Source organism: Stenotrophomonas maltophilia (genome assembly GCF_047497515.2).
Taxonomy (GTDB): Bacteria; Pseudomonadota; Gammaproteobacteria; order Xanthomonadales; family Xanthomonadaceae; genus Stenotrophomonas.
This window is the reverse complement of sequence record NZ_JAXAXL020000007.1, coordinates 21,620-39,325: the sequence shown is the minus strand read 5'-3', so window position 1 is coordinate 39,325 and position 17,706 is coordinate 21,620. Positions and strand designations below refer to the sequence as shown.

Genomic DNA, 17,706 nt, shown 5'->3' with positions numbered 1-17,706 from the left:
GTCAGGTGGCGGCGGGGTTCATGCGGTTGCCGGCCAGCGGCCGGCACTACCGGGTATGTCCGGCGTTCATGGGGATGCCGGCCAGCGGCCGGCACTACCGGGTATGTCCGGCGTTCATGGGGTTGCCGGCCAGCGGCGGGCATTACCGGTGCCGGTGCCGTGCGTTCCACAGATGCGTTGCGGCCAGCAGCAGGCTACCGGTGACGGTCAGCGGGGTTTCCCAGTCGTGCGAGGGCAGCGCCAGCGCGCCGGCCAGCAGCAGCCCGAGGCCGATGCCGGCGGTGGCCCAGGCCAGCACTGGCAGCGGCCGACGACGCTCCGCTCGCCACAGCGCGTAGCCGGTCAGTGGCAGGGCGATGGCCACGAACAACAGGTGCACCCACTCGGCTTTGGCCCAGGCGCCGAACATCGGTAGCGCGGCGGCCAGCAGGGGCAGTGCCAGGCAGTGCAGCAGGCACAGGCTGGACAGCGCGACCGCGCCGGCATCAAGCAGGGCGGCAGAGGGCGACTTCATCGGGGGAGGTTCCTTGCTTGACAAGTGTTATACAGTAACATTTCCGTTCCGCAGCCAACCCGCTCCGACATGAACACTGTTTCCCGCGCCGACCGTCGCCTTCCGGTCACTGTGCTGTCCGGCTTCCTCGGGGCCGGCAAGACCACCCTGCTCAACCAGATCCTGCGCAACCGCGAGGGCCTGCGCGTGGCGGTCATCGTCAACGACATGAGCGAGGTCAACATCGATGCGCAGCTGGTGCGCGAGGGCGGTGCCGAGCTGCGCCGCACCGAAGAGACGCTGGTGGAGTTCAGCAATGGCTGCATCTGCTGCACGCTGCGCGATGACCTGCTGCAGGAAGTGCGGCGCCTGGCCGATGCCGGCCGCTACGACTACCTGCTGATCGAATCGACCGGCATCGGTGAACCAATGCCGGTGGCGGCCACCTTCGCGGTGCGCGACGAGCATGGCTTCAGCCTCAGCGACATCGCGCGGTTGGACACGATGGTGACCGTGGTCGATGGCAGCGCGTTCCTGGCCGATTTCGGTTCGACCCTGCGCTTGGCCGAGCGTGGCCAGCAGGCCGGGCCCGATGATGATCGCGGCGTGGTCGACCTGTTGTGCGAGCAGGTGGAATTCGCCGATGTGATCGTGGTCAGCAAGGTCGACCAGGTGGACGACGAAGTGCTGCAGGACACCCTGGCGGTGCTGCGCGGGTTGAACCGCGATGCGAAGCTGCTGTTGTCCAGCTTCGGCGATGTGCCGCTGGCCGAGCTGCTGGACACCGGTCGTTTCGACATGGAGCGTGCACAACGTGCACCGGGCTGGGTGAAGGAGCTGCGCGGTGAGCACACGCCGGAAACCGAGGAATACGGCATCGCCAGCTTCGTCTACCGTTCGCGGCGTCCGTTCCATCCCGCGCGGTTTGCACGCGCGCTGCAGTCGGGCATGCCGGGCGTGATCCGCAGCAAGGGCTGGTTCTGGCTGGCCAACCGCATGGACTGGGTGGGCGAGTTGAACACCGTGGGTGCGGCGACGCGCACGCAGGCGGCGGGCTTCTGGTACGCCGCGCGCGAGCGCGTGCGCGCCGGGCAGGAGGACACCACGCCGCTGCTGCCGCCGACGCCGCTGCCCTACAGTGACCTGGGCTGGGCGCGGCAGCAGGCCGAGTGCTGGAGCGCGCCGCTGCCGGGCCTTGAGGAATTCCCGGACATGGCGGCACATTCGGCGATGCAGCGCCTGTGGCACCCGCTGTGGGGCGACCGCCGGCAGGAGCTGGTGGTGATCGGCGTGCACATGGATGAGCGTGCGGTGCGTGCGGAACTGGACGCGTGCCTGCTCAACGACCACGAACTGCGCGCCGGGCCGCTGTTGTGGCAGCAGCTGCCGCAGGCGTTCCCGGTGTGGAAGCGGTGAGCGCGCATTGACGGTTGGTGATGTGCCGGCCAGCGGCCGGCACTACCCATATCGATACGCCATGCGTGGATCTACAGGCGGTCGCGCCACTGCCAGCCGTCGGCGCTGACCTGCAGCACCTGCGTGGGCCGCAAGGCCTGCAGCAGGTGCCGGTCATGGCTGGCCATCACCAAGGCGCCGAGCCATGCGGCCAGCAGTTCTTCCAGTGCCCGCAATGCGCTCAGGTCGAGCGCGTTGCCCGGCTCGTCCAGCAGCAACAGCTGGGGCGCGGGATCGGCATACAACACACTGGCCAGCGCACCCTTTACCCGTTCGCCATCACTGAGGCTGCCGGAGGGGCGAAGGATGCGCTGTGCATCCAGCCCGAGCAGGGCCAGCCGTGTGCGCAGTTCGCCCGGATCTGCCGCGGGATTGGCCGCCTGCACGGTATCGAGGATGCTGCGCTCGCCGGACAACCCCAGCAGCTGCTGGTCGAGCAGGGCCAGTGGCGCATGACGCTGCACAATGCCCGCGCGTGCCGGCAGTTGACCGGCGAGTACGCGCAGCAGGGTGGATTTGCCACTGCCGTTGTCGCCGACCACGGCGATGCGCTGGCCGCGCCGGATGTCCAGCTGCAACGGGGCACTGCAGCCATGCGGCAACACCAGCGATGGCGCCTGCAGCAGGCGCGCGCTGCCGCGTTCCCCTTCACCGGAAAACAGCGCCAGCTCCGGCGCGGCATGAACCGCAGCGGCCGCTGCGCGCAGTTGATCGGCACTGGCCTGCAGGCGTTCGGCCTGCACCTGCTGCGCGCGGCCGTGGCTGGCTTCGGCGCGCTGCTTCTGCCGGCCGAGCAGGATCGGCGCCTGGTTGGCCTGCTTCGCATCGCGGGTGCCGCGGGCCTGCCGTTGTTGCTGGCGTTCGTGCTGCTCGCGCGCGCTGCGTTGCTGTTGCCGGTGCTGCGCTCGCGCATGGTCGAGCTGGGCAGCGGCCGCCTCGCGTTCGGCGTCGCGTACCGCGGCGTAGTGCTGCCATGGACCGCCATAGCGATGCAGCCCGCCTGCGTCGAGTTCGACGATCTGCTGCATCTGTTCCAGCAGTTCACGGTCATGGCTGATGGCCAGCAGGCCACCGCGCCACTGCTGCAACTGTTCGTACAGGTGCTGCCGATGGCGCGCATCAAGATGGTTGCTGGGTTCGTCCAGGATCAGCCAGTCTGCGCCGCTGGCCCAGGCACCGGACAGCGCCACCTGCATGGCCTGGCCACCACTGAGGCGTGCGGCGGCTTGGGTGTGATCGAGATCGCCGGGCAGCCCTAGCGCCAGCCAATGCTGCTGCAGGCGCTCACGCAGGTCCCAACGATCACCGACGCGGGCGAAGTCGGCCTCGTCCACGCTGCCGGCTTCGATGCGGGCCAACGCGGCCAGCACGTCGCCGACGCCGGCCAGTTCACCGACGGTGCCGGCCGGTGGGTAGCCCGGGGTGGGCAGCAGGAACACACCCCCACTGCCGCGCACCTGGCCGCTGTCGGGTGGCAGGCGGCCCGCCAGCAGGCGCGCGAGCACGCTCTTGCCGGCGCCGTTGGCACCGACCAGGCCGGTGGCGAGCGGTTCGAAGGAAAAGGACAGATCGGAAAACAGCGGACGGCCGTCGGCCAATCGATACGACACGCGATCGAGCGTGAGGGAATACGGGGTCATGCGACCTCCATGGATGCCGGGTTCTCCCCTGCGCGCAGGGGCGGGAAGAGTCAGGCCGTCTGCTGGAAAGACGGCGGCATCAATGGCGCATGGGTCGCGAGCCTCTGGGAGGAATGAGGGGACAGTATAGCGGCGGTGGCTGAATGGCCGGGTCAATCGCGCCTACGGCACGGTTTCCAGGCGTGCGCCGACGAAGTCGATGAACACCCGCAGCTTCGGCAGCACGTGGCGGCCGGAGGGCCACAGCAGGTGGAAGGTGCCGCAGGAATGCACGTGTTCGTCCAGCACGGTGACCAACCGGCCGTCGTCCAGCGCCGCGCGGACCGAATGCACCGGCACGAAGGCGAGGCCGATATCGCGCAGTGCCAGCGCCACGCGTGCCTCGATGGTGTTGGCGACCATGTGTACCGGCAGCTCCTGTGGCGTTTCATCGTCGGGCCAATGGATCGGCCACGGTTCCAGCTTGCCACTGCTGGGAAAGCGGTAATGCAGCAGCATGTGCTGCATCAGCGCTGCCGGTGTGCGCGGAATGCCGCGGCGCTGCAGGTACTCCGGCGAAGCCACGATGCGGCGCGGGAACACGCCCAGGCGCCGGGCATTCATGCGCGAGTCGCTGGGTTCGCCGACGCGCAGCACGGCGTCGAACCCTTCTTCGATGACATCGACCAGTCGATCGCTGAAATCCAGGTCCAGGCGGATGTCCGGATACGCGGCCATGAACTCGGCCATCAGCGGCAGGGTGAGGTCGCCGACCAGCGGCAGGCTGATGCGCAGCGTGCCGCGTGGGGTCGCATGCGGCTGTGCCAGCTCGGTGCGGGCGGCATCGCGTTCGTCGAGAATGCGCCGGCAGCGCGCCAGGAACAGTTGGCCTTCGGCGGTGAGGGTGATGCTGCGGGTGCTGCGATGGAACAGGCGAACGCCCAGTGCGTGCTCCAGCCGGGCCACGCACTTGCCGGCCGCCGAGGCGGAGATGCCCTGCAGGCGCCCGGTCTCGACAAAACTGCGGGTGTCGGCGGCGTGCACGAAGGTCTGCAGGTTGGCGAGGTTGTCCAGGACTGACATGGGCGTGTGGGCGAGGAAACTGGCAGGGCAGCGGGAGGCCGTTACGGCCTTGCGGTTCCGGCCATCATGCCGATTGCGGACTGTGCGGTCCATGATGCGCGGAGCGCCAACCGGCTTTTTGCACGGCGGCGGGCTGCCTAACGTGGCGGGTCTCTCCCCACGGAACACCGCGATGAACGCCGCCCTCTCCCTTGTACCCGCACCAGTGCTGCCGTCGGTGCAGCAGTTGTTGCAGCAGGTTCATCCGCAACGCCTGGTCGGTGCGGTCGTGCTGGTGCGCGAGCACGGCGTGCTGCGCCATGCCAGTGCGACCGGCCTGGCCGACCGTGAGTCGTCCATGCCGATGCGCCGCGACCAGTTGTTCCGGTTGGCTTCGGTCAGCAAGCCGCTGCTGGCCACGGTGATCCTGCGGCTGGTGGCCGAAGGCGCGCTGGACCTGGATGCGCCCGTGCAGCGCTGGCTGCCGCAGTTCCGCCCGGCGCTGGCCGACGGCCGCACACCGTCGATCAGCCTGCGCCAGCTGCTCAGCCACAGCAGCGGGCTGGGTTACCGCTTCCTGGAGGCCGATGCGGACGGCCCCTACGCGCGGGCCGGCGTCAGTGATGGCATGGACGCGAACCCGCTGACCCTGGCCGAGAACGTGCGGCGCATCGCGCAGGTTCCGTTGCTGTTTGAACCGGGCAGCCAGTGGCTGTACTCGCTGGGCGTGGATGTGGCCGGCGCAGTGGCCGAAGCGGCAACGGGTGAAACCCTGCAGGCGCTGTTCGCGCGTCTGTTGGCCGTACCGCTGGGCCTGCGCGATACCACGTTCGCGACCACCGACTACGCGCGCCTCGCCACGCCGTATGTGACCGGCACGCCGCAACCGCAGCGGCTGCAGGAAGGCGACGTGGTGGCGCCCTTCGAGGGCACGGTGGGCATCGAGTACAGCCCTGCACGCGCCACCGATGCCAGCCGCTTCCCATCGGCCGGCGCGGGCCTGGTCGGTTCCGCCGATGACGTGATGGCGGTGCTGGAGGCGCTGCGTGATGTGCAGGCCTCGCAGGTGCTTCCGCCCGCACTCGCGGCCGAGATGGGCACGCCGCAGCTCGGCGAACAGGGGCCGCCGGAACCGGCCGGCTGGGGTTTCGGGCTTGGGTTTGCGGTCCTGCATGATGCGGCGGCCAGTGGCACGCCGCAGCACGTGGGCACGTGGCGCTGGGGCGGAGCCTATGGGCACAGCTGGTTCGTCGATCCCGCGCGCGGCCTGAGCGTGGTGGCGCTGACCAATACCCTTTATGAGGGCATGGACGGTGCGTTCGTCGATGAACTGCGCGATGCGGTGTACGCCGATCTGGAGGCCGTGCGATGAGCGGTCATGCGATCGATGCGGGCAGCCCGGCGGGTGAGGCCACGCGCCTGCCATGGGCGGGCCTGCTGGCGCTGGCAGGCGGCGGCTTCATCACCCTGCTGACCGAGACCCTGCCCGCTGGCGTGCTGCGGCCGATGGGCGAAAGCCTCGGCGTGAGCGATGCAGCGGTGGGGCAGCTGGTCAGCGTGTATGCGCTGGGCTCGGTGATGGCCGCTTTGCCGATGACCGCGTTGACCCAGCGCCTGCCACGGCGCCCGCTGCTGCTGGCGGCGATTGCCGGCTTCGTGGTGGTCAACATGCTGACCGCGCTGAGCAGCAGCTACCCGTTGATCCTGGCGGCACGTTTCCTGGCCGGTGTCAGCGGGGGCCTGCTGTGGTCGCTGGTGGCCGGCTATGCCGCGCGCATGGTGGTGCCGGCGCTGCAGGGCCGCGCGATTGCAGTGGCGATGGTCGGTTCACCGTTGGCGTTGTCGCTGGGTGTTCCGGCGGGCACGCTGCTCGGCCAGCAGATTGGTTGGCGCTGGGCATTCGCGCTGATGAGCGTCCTTGGCATCGGGCTGTTGGCGTACGCGCGCTGGGCACTGCCGGCGTTGCCGGCCGCACGCACCGGCCAGCGCCTGACGCTGGGCACGGTATGGCGCCTGCCCGGCGTGCGCAGTGCCTTGGCGGTGATGGCGCTGTACGTGCTGGCGCACAACGTGCTGTACACCTACATCGAGCCGCTGGCGGTGGACGCCGGTGCCGGTGCGTGGCTGGATCGCCTGCTGCTGGCGTTCGGCGTGGCCGCCATTGCCGGCATCGGCATCGCGGGCTGGGGTGTGGACCGCCATCTGCGCACGCTGGTGTGGGCGGCAGTGATCGGCTTCATCCTGCCGGTGCTGGCCTTGCTGCTGTGGCCAGGCCAGGCGACGCCGCTGCTGCTGGCAACGGTGCTGTGGGGCGTGGCGTTCGGCGCGGTGCCGACCCTGTTCCAGACCGCGCTGGCACGCCGGGCCGGGGCCGCCGCGGACCTGGCGCAGTCGATGCTGGTGACCGGCTGGAACCTGGCCATCGCCGCGGGCGGGGCAGCAGGCGGCGTGTTGCTGCAGGCTGCCGGGCCCAGCCGGTTGGGGTGGTTGCCGTTGTTGCTGCTGGCGGTGACAGCGGCGTGGTTGCTGGCGCGGCCGAAGGCGTGGGAATAGGCGGCGATCGATGAGGGCGCAGTGCCGGCCAGCGGCCGGCATTGCCAGGGTCCATGCCATTCACGCGTGGCGTGGATCTACACCGCTTCGCGTTCGATCGGCACGCTGCGCGGGTTCTGCATGTCTTCGCGTGCGGCGCCATAGCGTTGCTGGCGCTTGTGGTGGAAGGCCACGAACTCGTCGCGCGGCAGCGGCCGCGAGAACAGCCAGCCCTGCCCGAATTCCACATGGCGGCTGTGCAGGTAAGCCAGCTGCGCTTCGGTCTCCACGCCTTCGGCTACCACCCACAGCCCCAGTTCCTTGGCCATGTCGATGATGTGCGGGGTCACCGGGCTGGTGGCGCTCTCGGTGCCGATCGCATCGATGAACGACTTGTCGATCTTCAACGCATCCAGCGGCAGCTGCTCCAGGTACTGCAGGCTGGAAAAGCCCACGCCGAAATCATCGATGGCCACGCTGTGGCCGGCACGACGGGCCTGCGCCAGCATGGTGCGTGCGCGGTCCAGATCGAGGAAGCCGCGCTCGGTGGCTTCCATCCAGATCTGCTGCGGCAGGATGCCGCTGCCGGCCATGTGCTTGGAGATCATCTGCAGGGCGCGGCCGCTGCTGATGTCTTCGGCAGCAAGGTTGATCGCGATGTGCGCGCTGCGGTCGCCCACCAGCAGGTCACGCATGTCGCGCACCACGTTCTCGATCACCAGGTCGGTGACGGCGGCGATCATGCCGGTCTCTTCGGCCAGGGGAATGAACAGGTCCGGGCGGACCTGGGTTCCGTCCGGGCGCTGCCAGCGCACCAGCGCTTCGGCGCCGACGCAGATGCCGGTGTCCAGCTCGATGATGGGCTGGTAGTGCAGGTACAGCTCGCGGCGGCGGATGGCGGTGGCCAGTTCGCCGCGCAGCGACAGCCGGCGCCGCGACAGCCAGATCACCAGGCCGGCGCCGGCAGCGGCCAGCAGCAGGCCGAGCGGGACGAACAGCCAGGCCTGCTGATGGAAGGTCGACGCCAGCGCGGTGCGCGGCGTGGTGGCGATCGCCAGCCATTCCTCGTTGCGCGCGGTGGCATACAGGGTGTTCTGGTCCAGGCCTTCGCCGGGTGCGCGCAGCAGGGCCTGCAGCAGTGCCGGGTCGACGCCGCTCTGCTTGGCCAGCAGGCGGCCGTCGGGGCTGGCCAGCGCCAAGCGCACGTGCGGGTCGACGATGACGTCGACGAAGCGACGTGGATCGACCAGCACGTCGTAGGAGCCATACAGGATGGCCAGCATCTGCCGGCGTCCGCTGGCGACCGGGCGCACGTCCACCGCGATGCCGGCGCCGTCGCTGGTGACGTGGTCGGCCTTGGGCTGGTCGACATCGGACTGGAAAACGCCCCACGAGGTGCAGCGCAGCTTGCCGCCTTCGAAATAGCCCATCTGGTCGACCGAAGGCGTGGTCATCACCAGTGTCTGCATGCGCCGGATGTGCTCGGCACTGCAGGGAACGTGGGCGCCGGCCTCGGCCGATTTCAGCGCGGCGAGCGCCTCCTGGTAGGACTGGTCGGAGCGGCGCAGGGTGCGTCCGGCGATGTCGCGCAGTCGCTGCTGTTCGACGCTGACGGCACGATCCCAGGTGGCATAGGCCATCACCGCGATCGGCACGGCGGCGGCCAGCAGGGCCAGCGCGGTGCCGCCGATGATGATGCGCAGGCGGCTCATGGCCGGGGCTCCAGCGAGGCAGGCGGGGCAGGGCGCATGGTCGGGCCGGTCCTTGGGCAGGTGCGGCTATCTGAGCATGGCGCCGGGCCGGGCGGAATGGGCTGGAACCGGTATTTCGTCACATTGTGATGAAAGCGGCCCGCATTGACGTAATCGGACCGTCCGGCGCTGGCGCTCCGGCTTGCGGAGGACTACCTTCGAACGCTTCGCCCGCCCTTTCCCGCGCCCATGACCGAGCCCGCAACGCCCCCCGAGCACCTGCGCCGCAGCCTGTCCAACCGCCACCTGCAACTGATCGCCATCGGCGGTGCCATCGGCACCGGCCTGTTCATGGGCTCGGGCAAGACCATCAGCCTGGCCGGCCCGTCGATCATCTTCGTCTACCTGATCATCGGCGCGATGCTGTTCTTCGTGATGCGCGCGATGGGCGAACTGCTGCTGTCCAACCTGCAGTACAAATCCTTCATCGATTTCTCCACCGACCTGCTCGGTCCCTGGGCCGGTTTCTTCTGCGGATGGACGTACTGGTTCTGCTGGATCGTGACCGCCATCGCCGATGTGATCGCGATCGCCGCCTACGCGCAGTTCTGGTTCCCTGGGCTGGACGCCTGGATACCGGCACTGGCCTGCGTGCTGCTGTTGCTGGCGTTGAACCTGGTGACGGTGAAGCTGTTCGGCGAGATGGAATTCTGGTTCGCGCTGATCAAGATCGTGGCGATCTGCGCGTTGATCATCACCGGTGCCGGGCTGGTGGCATGGGGCTTCACCTCGCCCAGTGGCCACACCGCGGCGCTGTCGAACCTGTGGAATGACGGCGGCATGTTCCCGATGGGCCTGGTCGGCTTCTTTGCCGGTTTCCAGATCGCGGTGTTCGCCTTCGTCGGCATCGAGCTGGTGGGTACCACCGCCGCCGAAACCGCCGACCCGGAGCGCAACCTGCCGAAGGCGATCAATTCGATCCCGGTGCGCATCATCATCTTCTACGTGCTGGCGCTGATCGCGATCATGGCGGTCACCCCATGGCGGCAGGTGGTGCCGGACAAGAGCCCGTTCGTGCAGCTGTTCGTGCTGGCCGGCATTCCCGCCGCGGCCAGCCTGATCAACTTCGTGGTGCTGACCTCGGCGACGTCGTCGGCCAACAGCGGCATCTTCTCCACCAGCCGCATGCTGTACGGCCTGGCCGAGGAAGGCCACGCACCGCGCGGGCTGTCGCGGCTGTCACGCGCCGCGGTGCCAGCGCGCGGGCTGCTGTTTTCCTGCCTGTGCCTGCTGGGCGGCACCCTGCTGATCTACCTGATCCCGAACCTGGTGACCGCCTTCACTCTGGTGACCACGCTGGCCACCGTGCTCTTCATCTTCGTCTGGTCGCTGATCCTGGTGGCCTACATGGTCTATCGCCGCCGCTACCCGGAGCGACACGCCGCGTCGATCTTCAAGATGCCCGGCGGCGTTGCCATGTGCTGGGCCTGCCTGGTGTTCTTTGCCGGCGTACTGGTGCTGCTGAGCCTGCAGGGCGACACCCGCCAGGCGCTGATCGCCAGCCCGGCGTGGTTCGTGCTGCTGGGCGTGGGGTATTGGGTGCGGCGGAGGACGGCGAAGTAATCCAACGTCTGCGTTCCATCGATTGATCCACTGTTTCCAGGAAGTTTCATCCACGCATGGCGTGGATCTACTGTCCGTCGCAGGAAACTGTCGAAGGTGGGGTGGGTCCGGTTGTGGGGGCGTGAGCCGCATGGATGCGGCGACCGAGCTTACATGGACGTACTTGCAGCGTCCCCCGCAACCGGACCCACCCCGCCTCCTCGCAGGAAATCGGCCGTTGCCGTTGCTGTTGAGGTTGCCGGCCAGCGGCCGGCACTACCGCAGGTGCAGGGCGCAGCCCTGCCGACCCCCATTCACCCGGCGTTAGCGGCTGCGGCCGGATGATCCGGCCGCCATGTTCAACCGCCCTGCCGCCATCGCGCTGTTGCTGCTGTCCAGCCTCTGGCCCGGGCTGGCCACAGCGCGCACCGTCTATCGCTGCGTGCAGGGCAACACGGTCAGCCTCGCCACCGCGCCGGAACCGGGCTCGCGCTGCACGCCGAAGGAGATCGACGACAACGCCATCCAGACCCCGAACCTGTGGGGCAACATGGGCGTGTTCAGCGGTGTGCTGTACGAGCGCGAACAGGACGGCGTACTGGTCTATTCCACCCGCAACCTGCCGGGTTCGCGGGTGTTCCTGAAGTTCACCGTGGCCACGCCACCGGGTGAGCCCGCCCACGAAGGGCTGGGCAAGGTCGGCACGCCGCAGTTGGCCCAGCATGCCAAGCAGTTCAAGGCCGCCGCCAAGGCGACCGGCGTCGACGACGCCTGGCTTCGCGCGATCGCCCACGCCGAAAGCAACTTCGATGCGCTGGCGGTGTCGAGCAAGGGCGCGCAGGGCGTGATGCAGTTGATGCCCGATACCGCGCAGGAATACGGGGTGAGCGATCCGTTCTCGCCCCAGCAGTCGATCAACGGTGGCGCGCGCTACATGCGCGCACTGCTGCGCCGCTACAACGGCGACCGGCCGCTGGCTGCAGCGGCCTACAACGCCGGCATCGGTGCGGTGACCCGTTACAAGGGCGTGCCGCCGTATGCCGAAACCCTGGCCTACGTGGACAAGGTGATGGCGTTGTACGTGCGCTACCGCGAGGCGATGGGCATCCGTACCGAAGTGCCGGCGCGCTAGGCGGGCGGTGTAGAGCCGAGCCCATGCTCGGCTCCACAGGACACCCGCTCAGCGCGAGGTGGAGGAGCTGACCAGTTCGTAGCGCTCGATGCGGCCGACGCGGGCAACCTCGGCCTGCACGTCGGCACGCTGCTTGAGCGCACGCCAGGCCGCATCGATCTTCATGTCGCCCGGCAGTGACGGATAGGTGCGCATGTCCTGCAGGCTGGCCAGTGTCTCGCCGCGATCCATGGGTGAGCGCAGCTGCTCGATCAGCACCACGGCTGCGCCATCCAGGTTGCCTTCGTCCAGCAGCATCTCGCGATGGAACAGGCGCGCGTCGTTGCGCTGGGCAAGGATCACCGAGCGGGCGGTCTCCATCGCCTTGGCATCGCCGCGCTCGCGGGCGGCGGCAAACTGCACCAGCGCTTGTGCCGCTTTGCCATAGCCGCCCAATCCGGGCAGGTCACTCACTGCCTGTGCTGCGTCCTGCATGCGGCCCAGCGAGGTGAACAGGAAGCCGACATTCAACTGGTGCTCGGTACCGTCCGGGCCGAGTGCACCGATGCGGGCGGCCTGTTGCGCCGCCACCAGGGCATCGTCGGTGCGGCCGAGCCGGCGCAGTGCGCTGAACCGGCTGTTGAGCAGCCACGCCACCCATTCGGCCTCCTCCGCCGACGGTGATTCACCCTCGGCCGCCGCACGCGCCATGCCGTCGGTGAGTGCCAGCACTTCCTCATTGCGGTCCAGCATCAGCAGGGTGACGCTGAACTGGGCGATGCGCGCGTCCAACTTGCGGTCCAGCAGGCCGGATACGCGCAGGGTGTCCAGATATTTCTGCGCGACCTGCACCGGATCGAAGCGCGGATCGGCACGGTCGATGTAGCGGTCGAAGCGCTTGTCGCTACGCAGCTGGATGATCTCGGCCGGACTGTCGATGCGGGCCAGCGTGGCCGGAATCGCGTCGCCGCCACCGTTCTCGGCCTGCAGCGTGGCCAGCGTCAACCACATGCCGGTTGGCTCCAGGCCACCGCTCTTCCAGCCGTTGTCGAACAGGGCCTGCAACAGCGCCAGGCGCTGCTGCGGCTGGTAGCGCAGGCGGTACTGCAGGTAGTTGATGGGCTGGCGATCGATCGGCAGCGGCGCGTCGGCATGCTTCAGTGCCTGCACCAGGTAGGTCGTGGCCGTTGCAGGCTGGTTCTCGGACAGCTCCAGCGATACCAGCGTCAGCAGGATCTGCGTATCGTCGGGAAGCACCTGCTGTGCGCGTTGCAGGTAGCGACGCGCCAATGCCGGCTTCTTCTGCACCATTGCCGTCCAGCCGGCCACCTGCGCGGCACGGCCCTGGCGTTCGGCGTCGAAGTCATCCAGCAGCGGATCCTCCATCAACCGTTCCATGGCAAGCAGCGCCCCCAGCGTATTGCCGCTGCGCGACTGCTGGATCGCTTCACCCCAGCGCGTGGCGTAGGCCATATGCGCCGCGTCGCTGGTGATGGACGGCTTCTGCTGCGCCACCGTGATCGATGCCGAGGCGGGGACGCTGCTCAGTGCCGCCAGCAGCAGAACGGCGAAGGGGGCGAAGCGGGGCATGGAGGATCTCCATCCGTGGGAACAACATTGAACCCGCTGTGGCGGGCGAGGACAAGCGCGACGCATGGAACTCTGCTGCTCCAGCGCACGATCGGCCGTGGCGCATCGCGCGCGCAGCGTCTATTGTCGGTGCCTCTTCAGGCAGCAGGCAGGGCGGCGCAGCACGATGGCACGGTGGCAATGGATGGCGGCGGGCGTGGCGTTGGCAACAGCAGTGGCCCTGGCGGCAACGTGGTGGGAGACCCCGCTGCACACGTCAGCTGAACCGGCAGGCCCGGCGCCGACACCGCTGGCCTGGACCGCGCAGGTCGAGGTACTGGCCGGTGATGGCCATCCCGGTGATCGCGATGGCGCTTCCGCGCAGGCCCGCTTCGCCGATCCGTACGGCCTGCTGCGCGCCGCCGATGGCAGCGTCTACTTCACCGATGCCGGCGACAACAACCGCATCCGCCGACGCCTGCCCGATGGTCGTGTTGAAACCGTGGCCGGGCAGGGCGAGGGCCGCGTCGACGGCCCGGCGTTGCAGGCGAGCTTCAATACGCCGTCGGGCATCGCCGCCGACGCGCAGGGCAACCTGTACGTGGCCGACACCGGCAACCATGCGATCCGTCGCATCGGCATCGATGGCCAGGTGAGCACGCTGGCCGGTGGCGAGCAGGGCTACCTGGATGGCCCCGCCGCGCAGGCGCGTTTCGATGCGCCGATGGGCGTTGCGGTGGACGCGCAGGGCCAGGTCTACGTGGCCGACACCTACAACGATCGCATCCGGGTGATCGGCACCGATGGCACGGTGCGTACCTTGGCCGGCGGCGAGCGCCCTGGGCTGGCCGACGGCGTGGGCGCCGCCGCGCGCTTCGATACGCCGGTGGCGCTGGCCTTCGACGCACACGGCGCGCTGCTGGTGGCCGATCTTTTCAACAATGCGGTGCGCCGGGTCGGCGCCGATGGCACGGTCAGCACACTGGTCGCGGCCGGTGGCGTGATCAACGGCCCGCTTTCGTTGGCCACCACCCATGACGGCGTGGTGTACGTGGGCGATCTCGATGGCCGCATCGTGCAGCTGACGCCGCAGGGTCACCAGATCGCGCTGGTCGGCAACGGCCGGCTGCCGCGCCTGGCCCGCCCCAGCGGGTTGGCGATCGATGCCGATGGCAGCGTGCTGGTGGCCGACGCTGCCAGCTATCGCCTGCACCGCCTGCGCCCACTGCCGGTGGGCGAGCTGCCCGCGCCGGCGATGGTCGGCCCGGCCGCCGATGCCGCGCTGCCCGATACCGGTGGGCGCTGGCCGCTGGCGCCGCAGGACGGCTGGCACGAAGTGGTCGGCACGCTCGGCGAAGTGCGCGGCAACTTCAAGGGCGAGAGCCGCCACCACGTGCACGGGGGATTCGACGTGCGCGGTGATGTCGGCCAGACCGTACTGGCCATCGCCGACGGCAAGATCAGCAGCCCGGTGGCGGCGTGGAGCCTGGGTGGGCAGGCCGAAGGCCTGGCGGTGGATCGCCTCAAGTACATCCACATGCGGGTCGGCCGCACGCCACGCGATGAACCGTTCGACGCGCGCTGGCAGGCGCTGTACGACGAACAGGGCACGCTGGAGCGGATGCGCGTACGGCGCGGCACCCGCATCCATGTCGGCGACCGGCTGGGCAGCATCAACAACCAGGCCCACGTGCACCTGGCCGTGGGCACTGGCGGTTTCGAGACCAATGCGGTGGCGCTGGGCTTCCACAACTACGCGGACCACTTCGCACCGCGCATCACCGACGTGGCGCTGCTGGATGACAACGACCAGCCGATGGCTGCCGGCGCCGATGGCGTGGTGATGGTGGCGCGTCAGGGACGTGGCGTGCAGATCGTGGTCGAAGCCTGGGACCAGGTCGACAACAACCTGCCGCGGCGCAGGCTGGGCATGTACCAGGTGGGCTACCAGATCCTTGATGGCGGCGGCCAGCCGCTGCAGGGTTACGAGCAGCCGCGCTGGAACATCGTGTTCAACCGCATGCCGCCGCAGATGGAGGCGGTGCGCGTGGCCTACGCACCGGACAGTGGCATCACCGTGCATGGCAGCGCGGTGACCCGGTTCCGTTACCTGGCCACCAACACCGTGCGTGACGGCCTGATGGAAACCGGTCGCTGGCAACCGGCGGCACTGCCGCCAGGCGAGTACATCGTGCGTGCCAGCGTGCGCGACTACAGCGGCAACGAAGGCATCGGCCCGCGCGAGATCAGGGTGCGGTTGCTGCCATAGCGGCGGCGGGGGCGCCGCAACGTTCGCGCTCGGCGTCCATGTCTTCCAGCGGCCGCACCTCGATGCTGCCGAAGCGCGCCCACGGGAAGTCGCGGGCGATGCGCATGGCTTCGTCGCGGTCGCGCGCGACGATCAGGTTGAAGCCGGCCAGCAGTTCGCGGGTTTCGGCGAACGGGCCATCGAGTACGCGGCTGTGGCCCTCGCGCACGCGCAGGGTCTGCGCGGTATCGACTGGTTGCAGCTTCTGTGCGGCCAGCAGCGTGCCTTCGGCCTGCAATTTGTCGGCGTGCGCCAGGCAATCGCGCATCAAGGCGTTGAATTCTTCGGTGGGCAGCGCCTGCAGCAGGGCAGGCTCGATGTAGATCAGAAGCAGGTACTGCTGCATGGCACGGTCCTGGCGCGGGCGGGGTGCCCATGATGGCGCAGGTCTGCGCGTGGGCATGTTGCAGCGCGGGAGGCGCGCCTTCGGCGGAGACGGCGAACGGCGGAGCCCCTCCGTGGTGAAGGCCGAAGCAGAGTTCATGAGGTTGGCCGGGTGGGTAGGCGGGTCGGGGGACGCCGTAAACCCCCCGCCGGGGTCCGGCCCAGCCGCTGGCGGCTGTGCGTTCGGGCGCTTGCGAAGCAGTGCTTCGCGAGCAAAGCGCCCTCACCCATGGGGGCTTGGCCGCGGCATCCATGCCGCGGACACCCCCGCCCCGCCTACCCACCCGCCCGGCCCACCCACAGGAAGCCAGCTTCCAGCGACCCACCCACACCACCACGGAGGGGCTCCGCCGTTCGCCGACTCCCGCCGAAGGCGCGCCTTTCGCGAAATAAAAAAATTCTCAACAACGTGTCGATTCCCAGCCCCCTGGTTCGTTGTACCAGTGAAGGGCACGCACCCCGCGTCCCCACGGGAGACCGCAATGAAAGTGATGGTGATCGTGAAGGCCAACGCCGATTCCGAAGCCGGGCGCATGCCCAGCCAACAGGAGCTGTCCGAAATGGGCGCCTTCAACGAACAACTGGTGGCGGCCGGCATCATGCTGGCCGGTGAAGGCCTGCACGCCACCCAGCGTGGCCGTCGCATTCATTTCGGCGAAGGTGCACCCCGCGTCGAGGCCGGCCCGTTCGGCCCCGCCAACGAACAGATCGCCGGGTTCTGGCTGTGGAACGTACGGTCACTGGACGACGCCGTGGAATGGGCCAGCCGCGCACCGTTCGGCAGTGGCGGCACGCTGGAACTGCGTCCCTTGATCTCCGCGGAAGACTTCGGCGAAGCCTTCACCCCCGACTTACAGCAGCAGGAACAGCGTCTGCGTGCACAGCTGGAAGGTTGATCCGAATCTGGTTCGCATCCGCCGGGCATGACCCGGCACGACCCTTGACCTACACACCGGAGTACTGCCATGAAACTGATTCCCTTCCTCGGCTTCAGCGGCCAGGCCCACGATGCGATGGCGTTCTATGCCAAGGCACTCGGCGGCCAGGTCACCTCGGAAATGAAGTACCGCGACATGCCACCGTCCGATGGCATGCCCGGTTGCAATGAAATGCCGGCGCAGACCCTCGACCACGTCGCGCACAGCCAGCTGGAAATCGGCGGCGCGATCCTGATGGCGGCCGATGGCCCCGGCGGCGGCGACGGTGGCTCGACCACCATCAATGTCGATGTCGACAGTGTCGAGGAAGCCGAGCGTGTGTTCGCGGCGCTGGCGGAAGGCGGGCATGTGCAGATGCCGATCGCCGAAACGTTCTGGGCGCATCGCTGGGGCATGTTGATCGACCGTTACGGCAAGCCGTGGATGGTCAACTGCATGAAGCAGCCCTGATCCCCTACCTGTTTTCATCCACAAGGAGCTTCACCGATGAGTGCACCGCAACCGCAGATGATCTTCGTCAACCTGCCCGTGCAGGACCTGAACGCGTCCAAGGCCTTCTTCGCCGCGTTGGGCTACAGCTTCAATCCGACCTTCACCAACGACGATGCGGCCTGCATGGTCATCAGCGAGAGCATCTTCGTGATGCTGCTGACCCAGCCTTTCTTCAAGCAGTTCACCACCAAGCCGATCGCCGATGCACGCAGCCACACCGAGGTGATCACCTGCCTGTCGGCGGACAGCCGCAAGGCGGTGGACGTGATGGTGGACAAGGCGCTGGCCGCCGGTGCGAGCGAGCCGCAGCCGGCACGCGACTACGGGTTCATGTACCAGCGCGGTTTCCAGGACCTGGATGGGCACCTGTGGGAAATCGCGCACATGGAGGGTGAACCGGGTTGAGCATCGCGCCGCGCTTGTGCGTGCCGGGCGTGCATGCTGTGATCG

The 17,706-nt window shown here is 68.5% G+C and carries 15 protein-coding genes; 9 read left to right on the top strand and 6 right to left on the bottom strand.

Translation table 11 applies throughout. The features are described 5' to 3' along the window. Positions 1-142: 142 nt before the first annotated feature. Complete coding sequence (locus ACMZPQ_RS11700; RefSeq protein ID WP_197583324.1) at positions 143-514, bottom strand: MerC domain-containing protein; 372 nt, start codon at positions 512-514, stop codon at positions 143-145. Positions 515-583: 69 nt separating this feature from the next. Between ACMZPQ_RS11700 and ACMZPQ_RS11695 the strand changes: the two genes are divergently transcribed. Beyond that, complete coding sequence (locus ACMZPQ_RS11695) at positions 584-1,909, top strand: GTP-binding protein (protein WP_197583325.1); 1,326 nt, start codon at positions 584-586, stop codon at positions 1,907-1,909. A 71-nt stretch (positions 1,910-1,980) separates the two neighbouring features. Here the strand turns inward: ACMZPQ_RS11695 and ACMZPQ_RS11690 are convergent, their stop codons facing one another. Together ACMZPQ_RS11690 and ACMZPQ_RS11685 are read right to left on the bottom strand one after the other, a co-directional pair. Continuing rightward, a complete protein-coding gene (locus tag ACMZPQ_RS11690; protein WP_197583326.1) occupies positions 1,981-3,588 on the bottom strand; it encodes an ATP-binding cassette domain-containing protein in 1,608 nt (535 codons plus the stop codon). A 162-nt stretch (positions 3,589-3,750) separates the two neighbouring features. Further along, a complete protein-coding gene (locus tag ACMZPQ_RS11685) occupies positions 3,751-4,650 on the bottom strand; it encodes a LysR substrate-binding domain-containing protein (RefSeq protein ID WP_197583327.1) in 900 nt (299 codons plus the stop codon). Positions 4,651-4,822: 172 nt separating this feature from the next. Here ACMZPQ_RS11685 and ACMZPQ_RS11680 point away from each other — a divergent pair, with 172 nt between their 5' ends. Both ACMZPQ_RS11680 and ACMZPQ_RS11675 read left to right on the top strand, forming a co-directional pair. Beyond that, positions 4,823-6,001 (top strand): serine hydrolase domain-containing protein, encoded by a 1,179-nt coding sequence (locus tag ACMZPQ_RS11680; RefSeq protein ID WP_197583329.1) that lies wholly within the window; start codon positions 4,823-4,825, stop codon positions 5,999-6,001. After that, the gene (locus ACMZPQ_RS11675; protein WP_197583330.1) at positions 5,998-7,182 is read left to right on the top strand and encodes an MFS transporter; all 1,185 of its coding nucleotides are present in this window, start codon (positions 5,998-6,000) and stop codon (positions 7,180-7,182) included. The genes ACMZPQ_RS11680 and ACMZPQ_RS11675 overlap by 4 nt, the downstream gene beginning before the upstream one ends. Before the next feature lie 77 nt (positions 7,183-7,259). On the opposite strand, the gene ACMZPQ_RS11670 is transcribed toward ACMZPQ_RS11675, so the two are convergent. Continuing rightward, positions 7,260-8,873, bottom strand: coding sequence for an EAL domain-containing protein (locus ACMZPQ_RS11670; protein WP_197583331.1), 1,614 nt, complete (start codon positions 8,871-8,873; stop codon positions 7,260-7,262). Between the two features lie 228 nt (positions 8,874-9,101). Between ACMZPQ_RS11670 and cycA the strand changes: the two genes are divergently transcribed. Continuing rightward, positions 9,102-10,475 carry a D-serine/D-alanine/glycine transporter gene (cycA, locus tag ACMZPQ_RS11665; RefSeq protein ID WP_197583332.1) on the top strand — a complete coding sequence of 458 codons (1,374 nt, stop codon included), beginning with the start codon at positions 9,102-9,104 and terminating at the stop codon, positions 10,473-10,475. A 334-nt stretch (positions 10,476-10,809) separates the two neighbouring features. Further along, positions 10,810-11,586, top strand: a complete 777-nt coding sequence (locus ACMZPQ_RS11660; protein ID WP_197583333.1) for a transglycosylase SLT domain-containing protein — start codon at positions 10,810-10,812, stop codon at positions 11,584-11,586. Positions 11,587-11,634: 48 nt separating this feature from the next. Here the strand turns inward: ACMZPQ_RS11660 and ACMZPQ_RS11655 are convergent, their stop codons facing one another. Continuing rightward, entirely contained in the window at positions 11,635-13,155 is a 1,521-nt protein-coding gene (locus ACMZPQ_RS11655; protein ID WP_414486089.1) for a hypothetical protein, read from the bottom strand. A 166-nt stretch (positions 13,156-13,321) separates the two neighbouring features. On the opposite strand from ACMZPQ_RS11655, the gene ACMZPQ_RS11650 reads away from it, so the two are divergent. Further along, positions 13,322-15,403: an NHL repeat-containing protein gene (locus ACMZPQ_RS11650; RefSeq protein ID WP_197583336.1), complete on the top strand. Its 2,082-nt coding sequence runs from the start codon at positions 13,322-13,324 to the stop codon at positions 15,401-15,403. Here ACMZPQ_RS11650 and ACMZPQ_RS11645 read toward each other — a convergent pair. Beyond that, the gene (locus tag ACMZPQ_RS11645) at positions 15,381-15,788 is read right to left on the bottom strand and encodes a YciI family protein (RefSeq protein WP_197583337.1); all 408 of its coding nucleotides are present in this window, start codon (positions 15,786-15,788) and stop codon (positions 15,381-15,383) included. The genes ACMZPQ_RS11650 and ACMZPQ_RS11645 overlap by 23 nt on opposite strands. Before the next feature lie 520 nt (positions 15,789-16,308). On the opposite strand from ACMZPQ_RS11645, the gene ACMZPQ_RS11640 reads away from it, so the two are divergent. From ACMZPQ_RS11640 to ACMZPQ_RS11630, 3 genes are all read left to right on the top strand, one after another. Beyond that, entirely contained in the window at positions 16,309-16,722 is a 414-nt protein-coding gene (locus ACMZPQ_RS11640) for a YciI family protein (protein ID WP_197584296.1), read from the top strand. 69 nt (positions 16,723-16,791) lie between these two features. Further along, on the top strand, positions 16,792-17,214 hold the full coding sequence (locus ACMZPQ_RS11635) for a VOC family protein (RefSeq protein ID WP_197584293.1): 423 nt from the start codon (positions 16,792-16,794) through the stop codon (positions 17,212-17,214). Positions 17,215-17,250: 36 nt separating this feature from the next. Further along, positions 17,251-17,661 carry a VOC family protein gene (locus ACMZPQ_RS11630; protein WP_197584291.1) on the top strand — a complete coding sequence of 137 codons (411 nt, stop codon included), beginning with the start codon at positions 17,251-17,253 and terminating at the stop codon, positions 17,659-17,661. Positions 17,662-17,706: the final 45 nt, after the last annotated feature.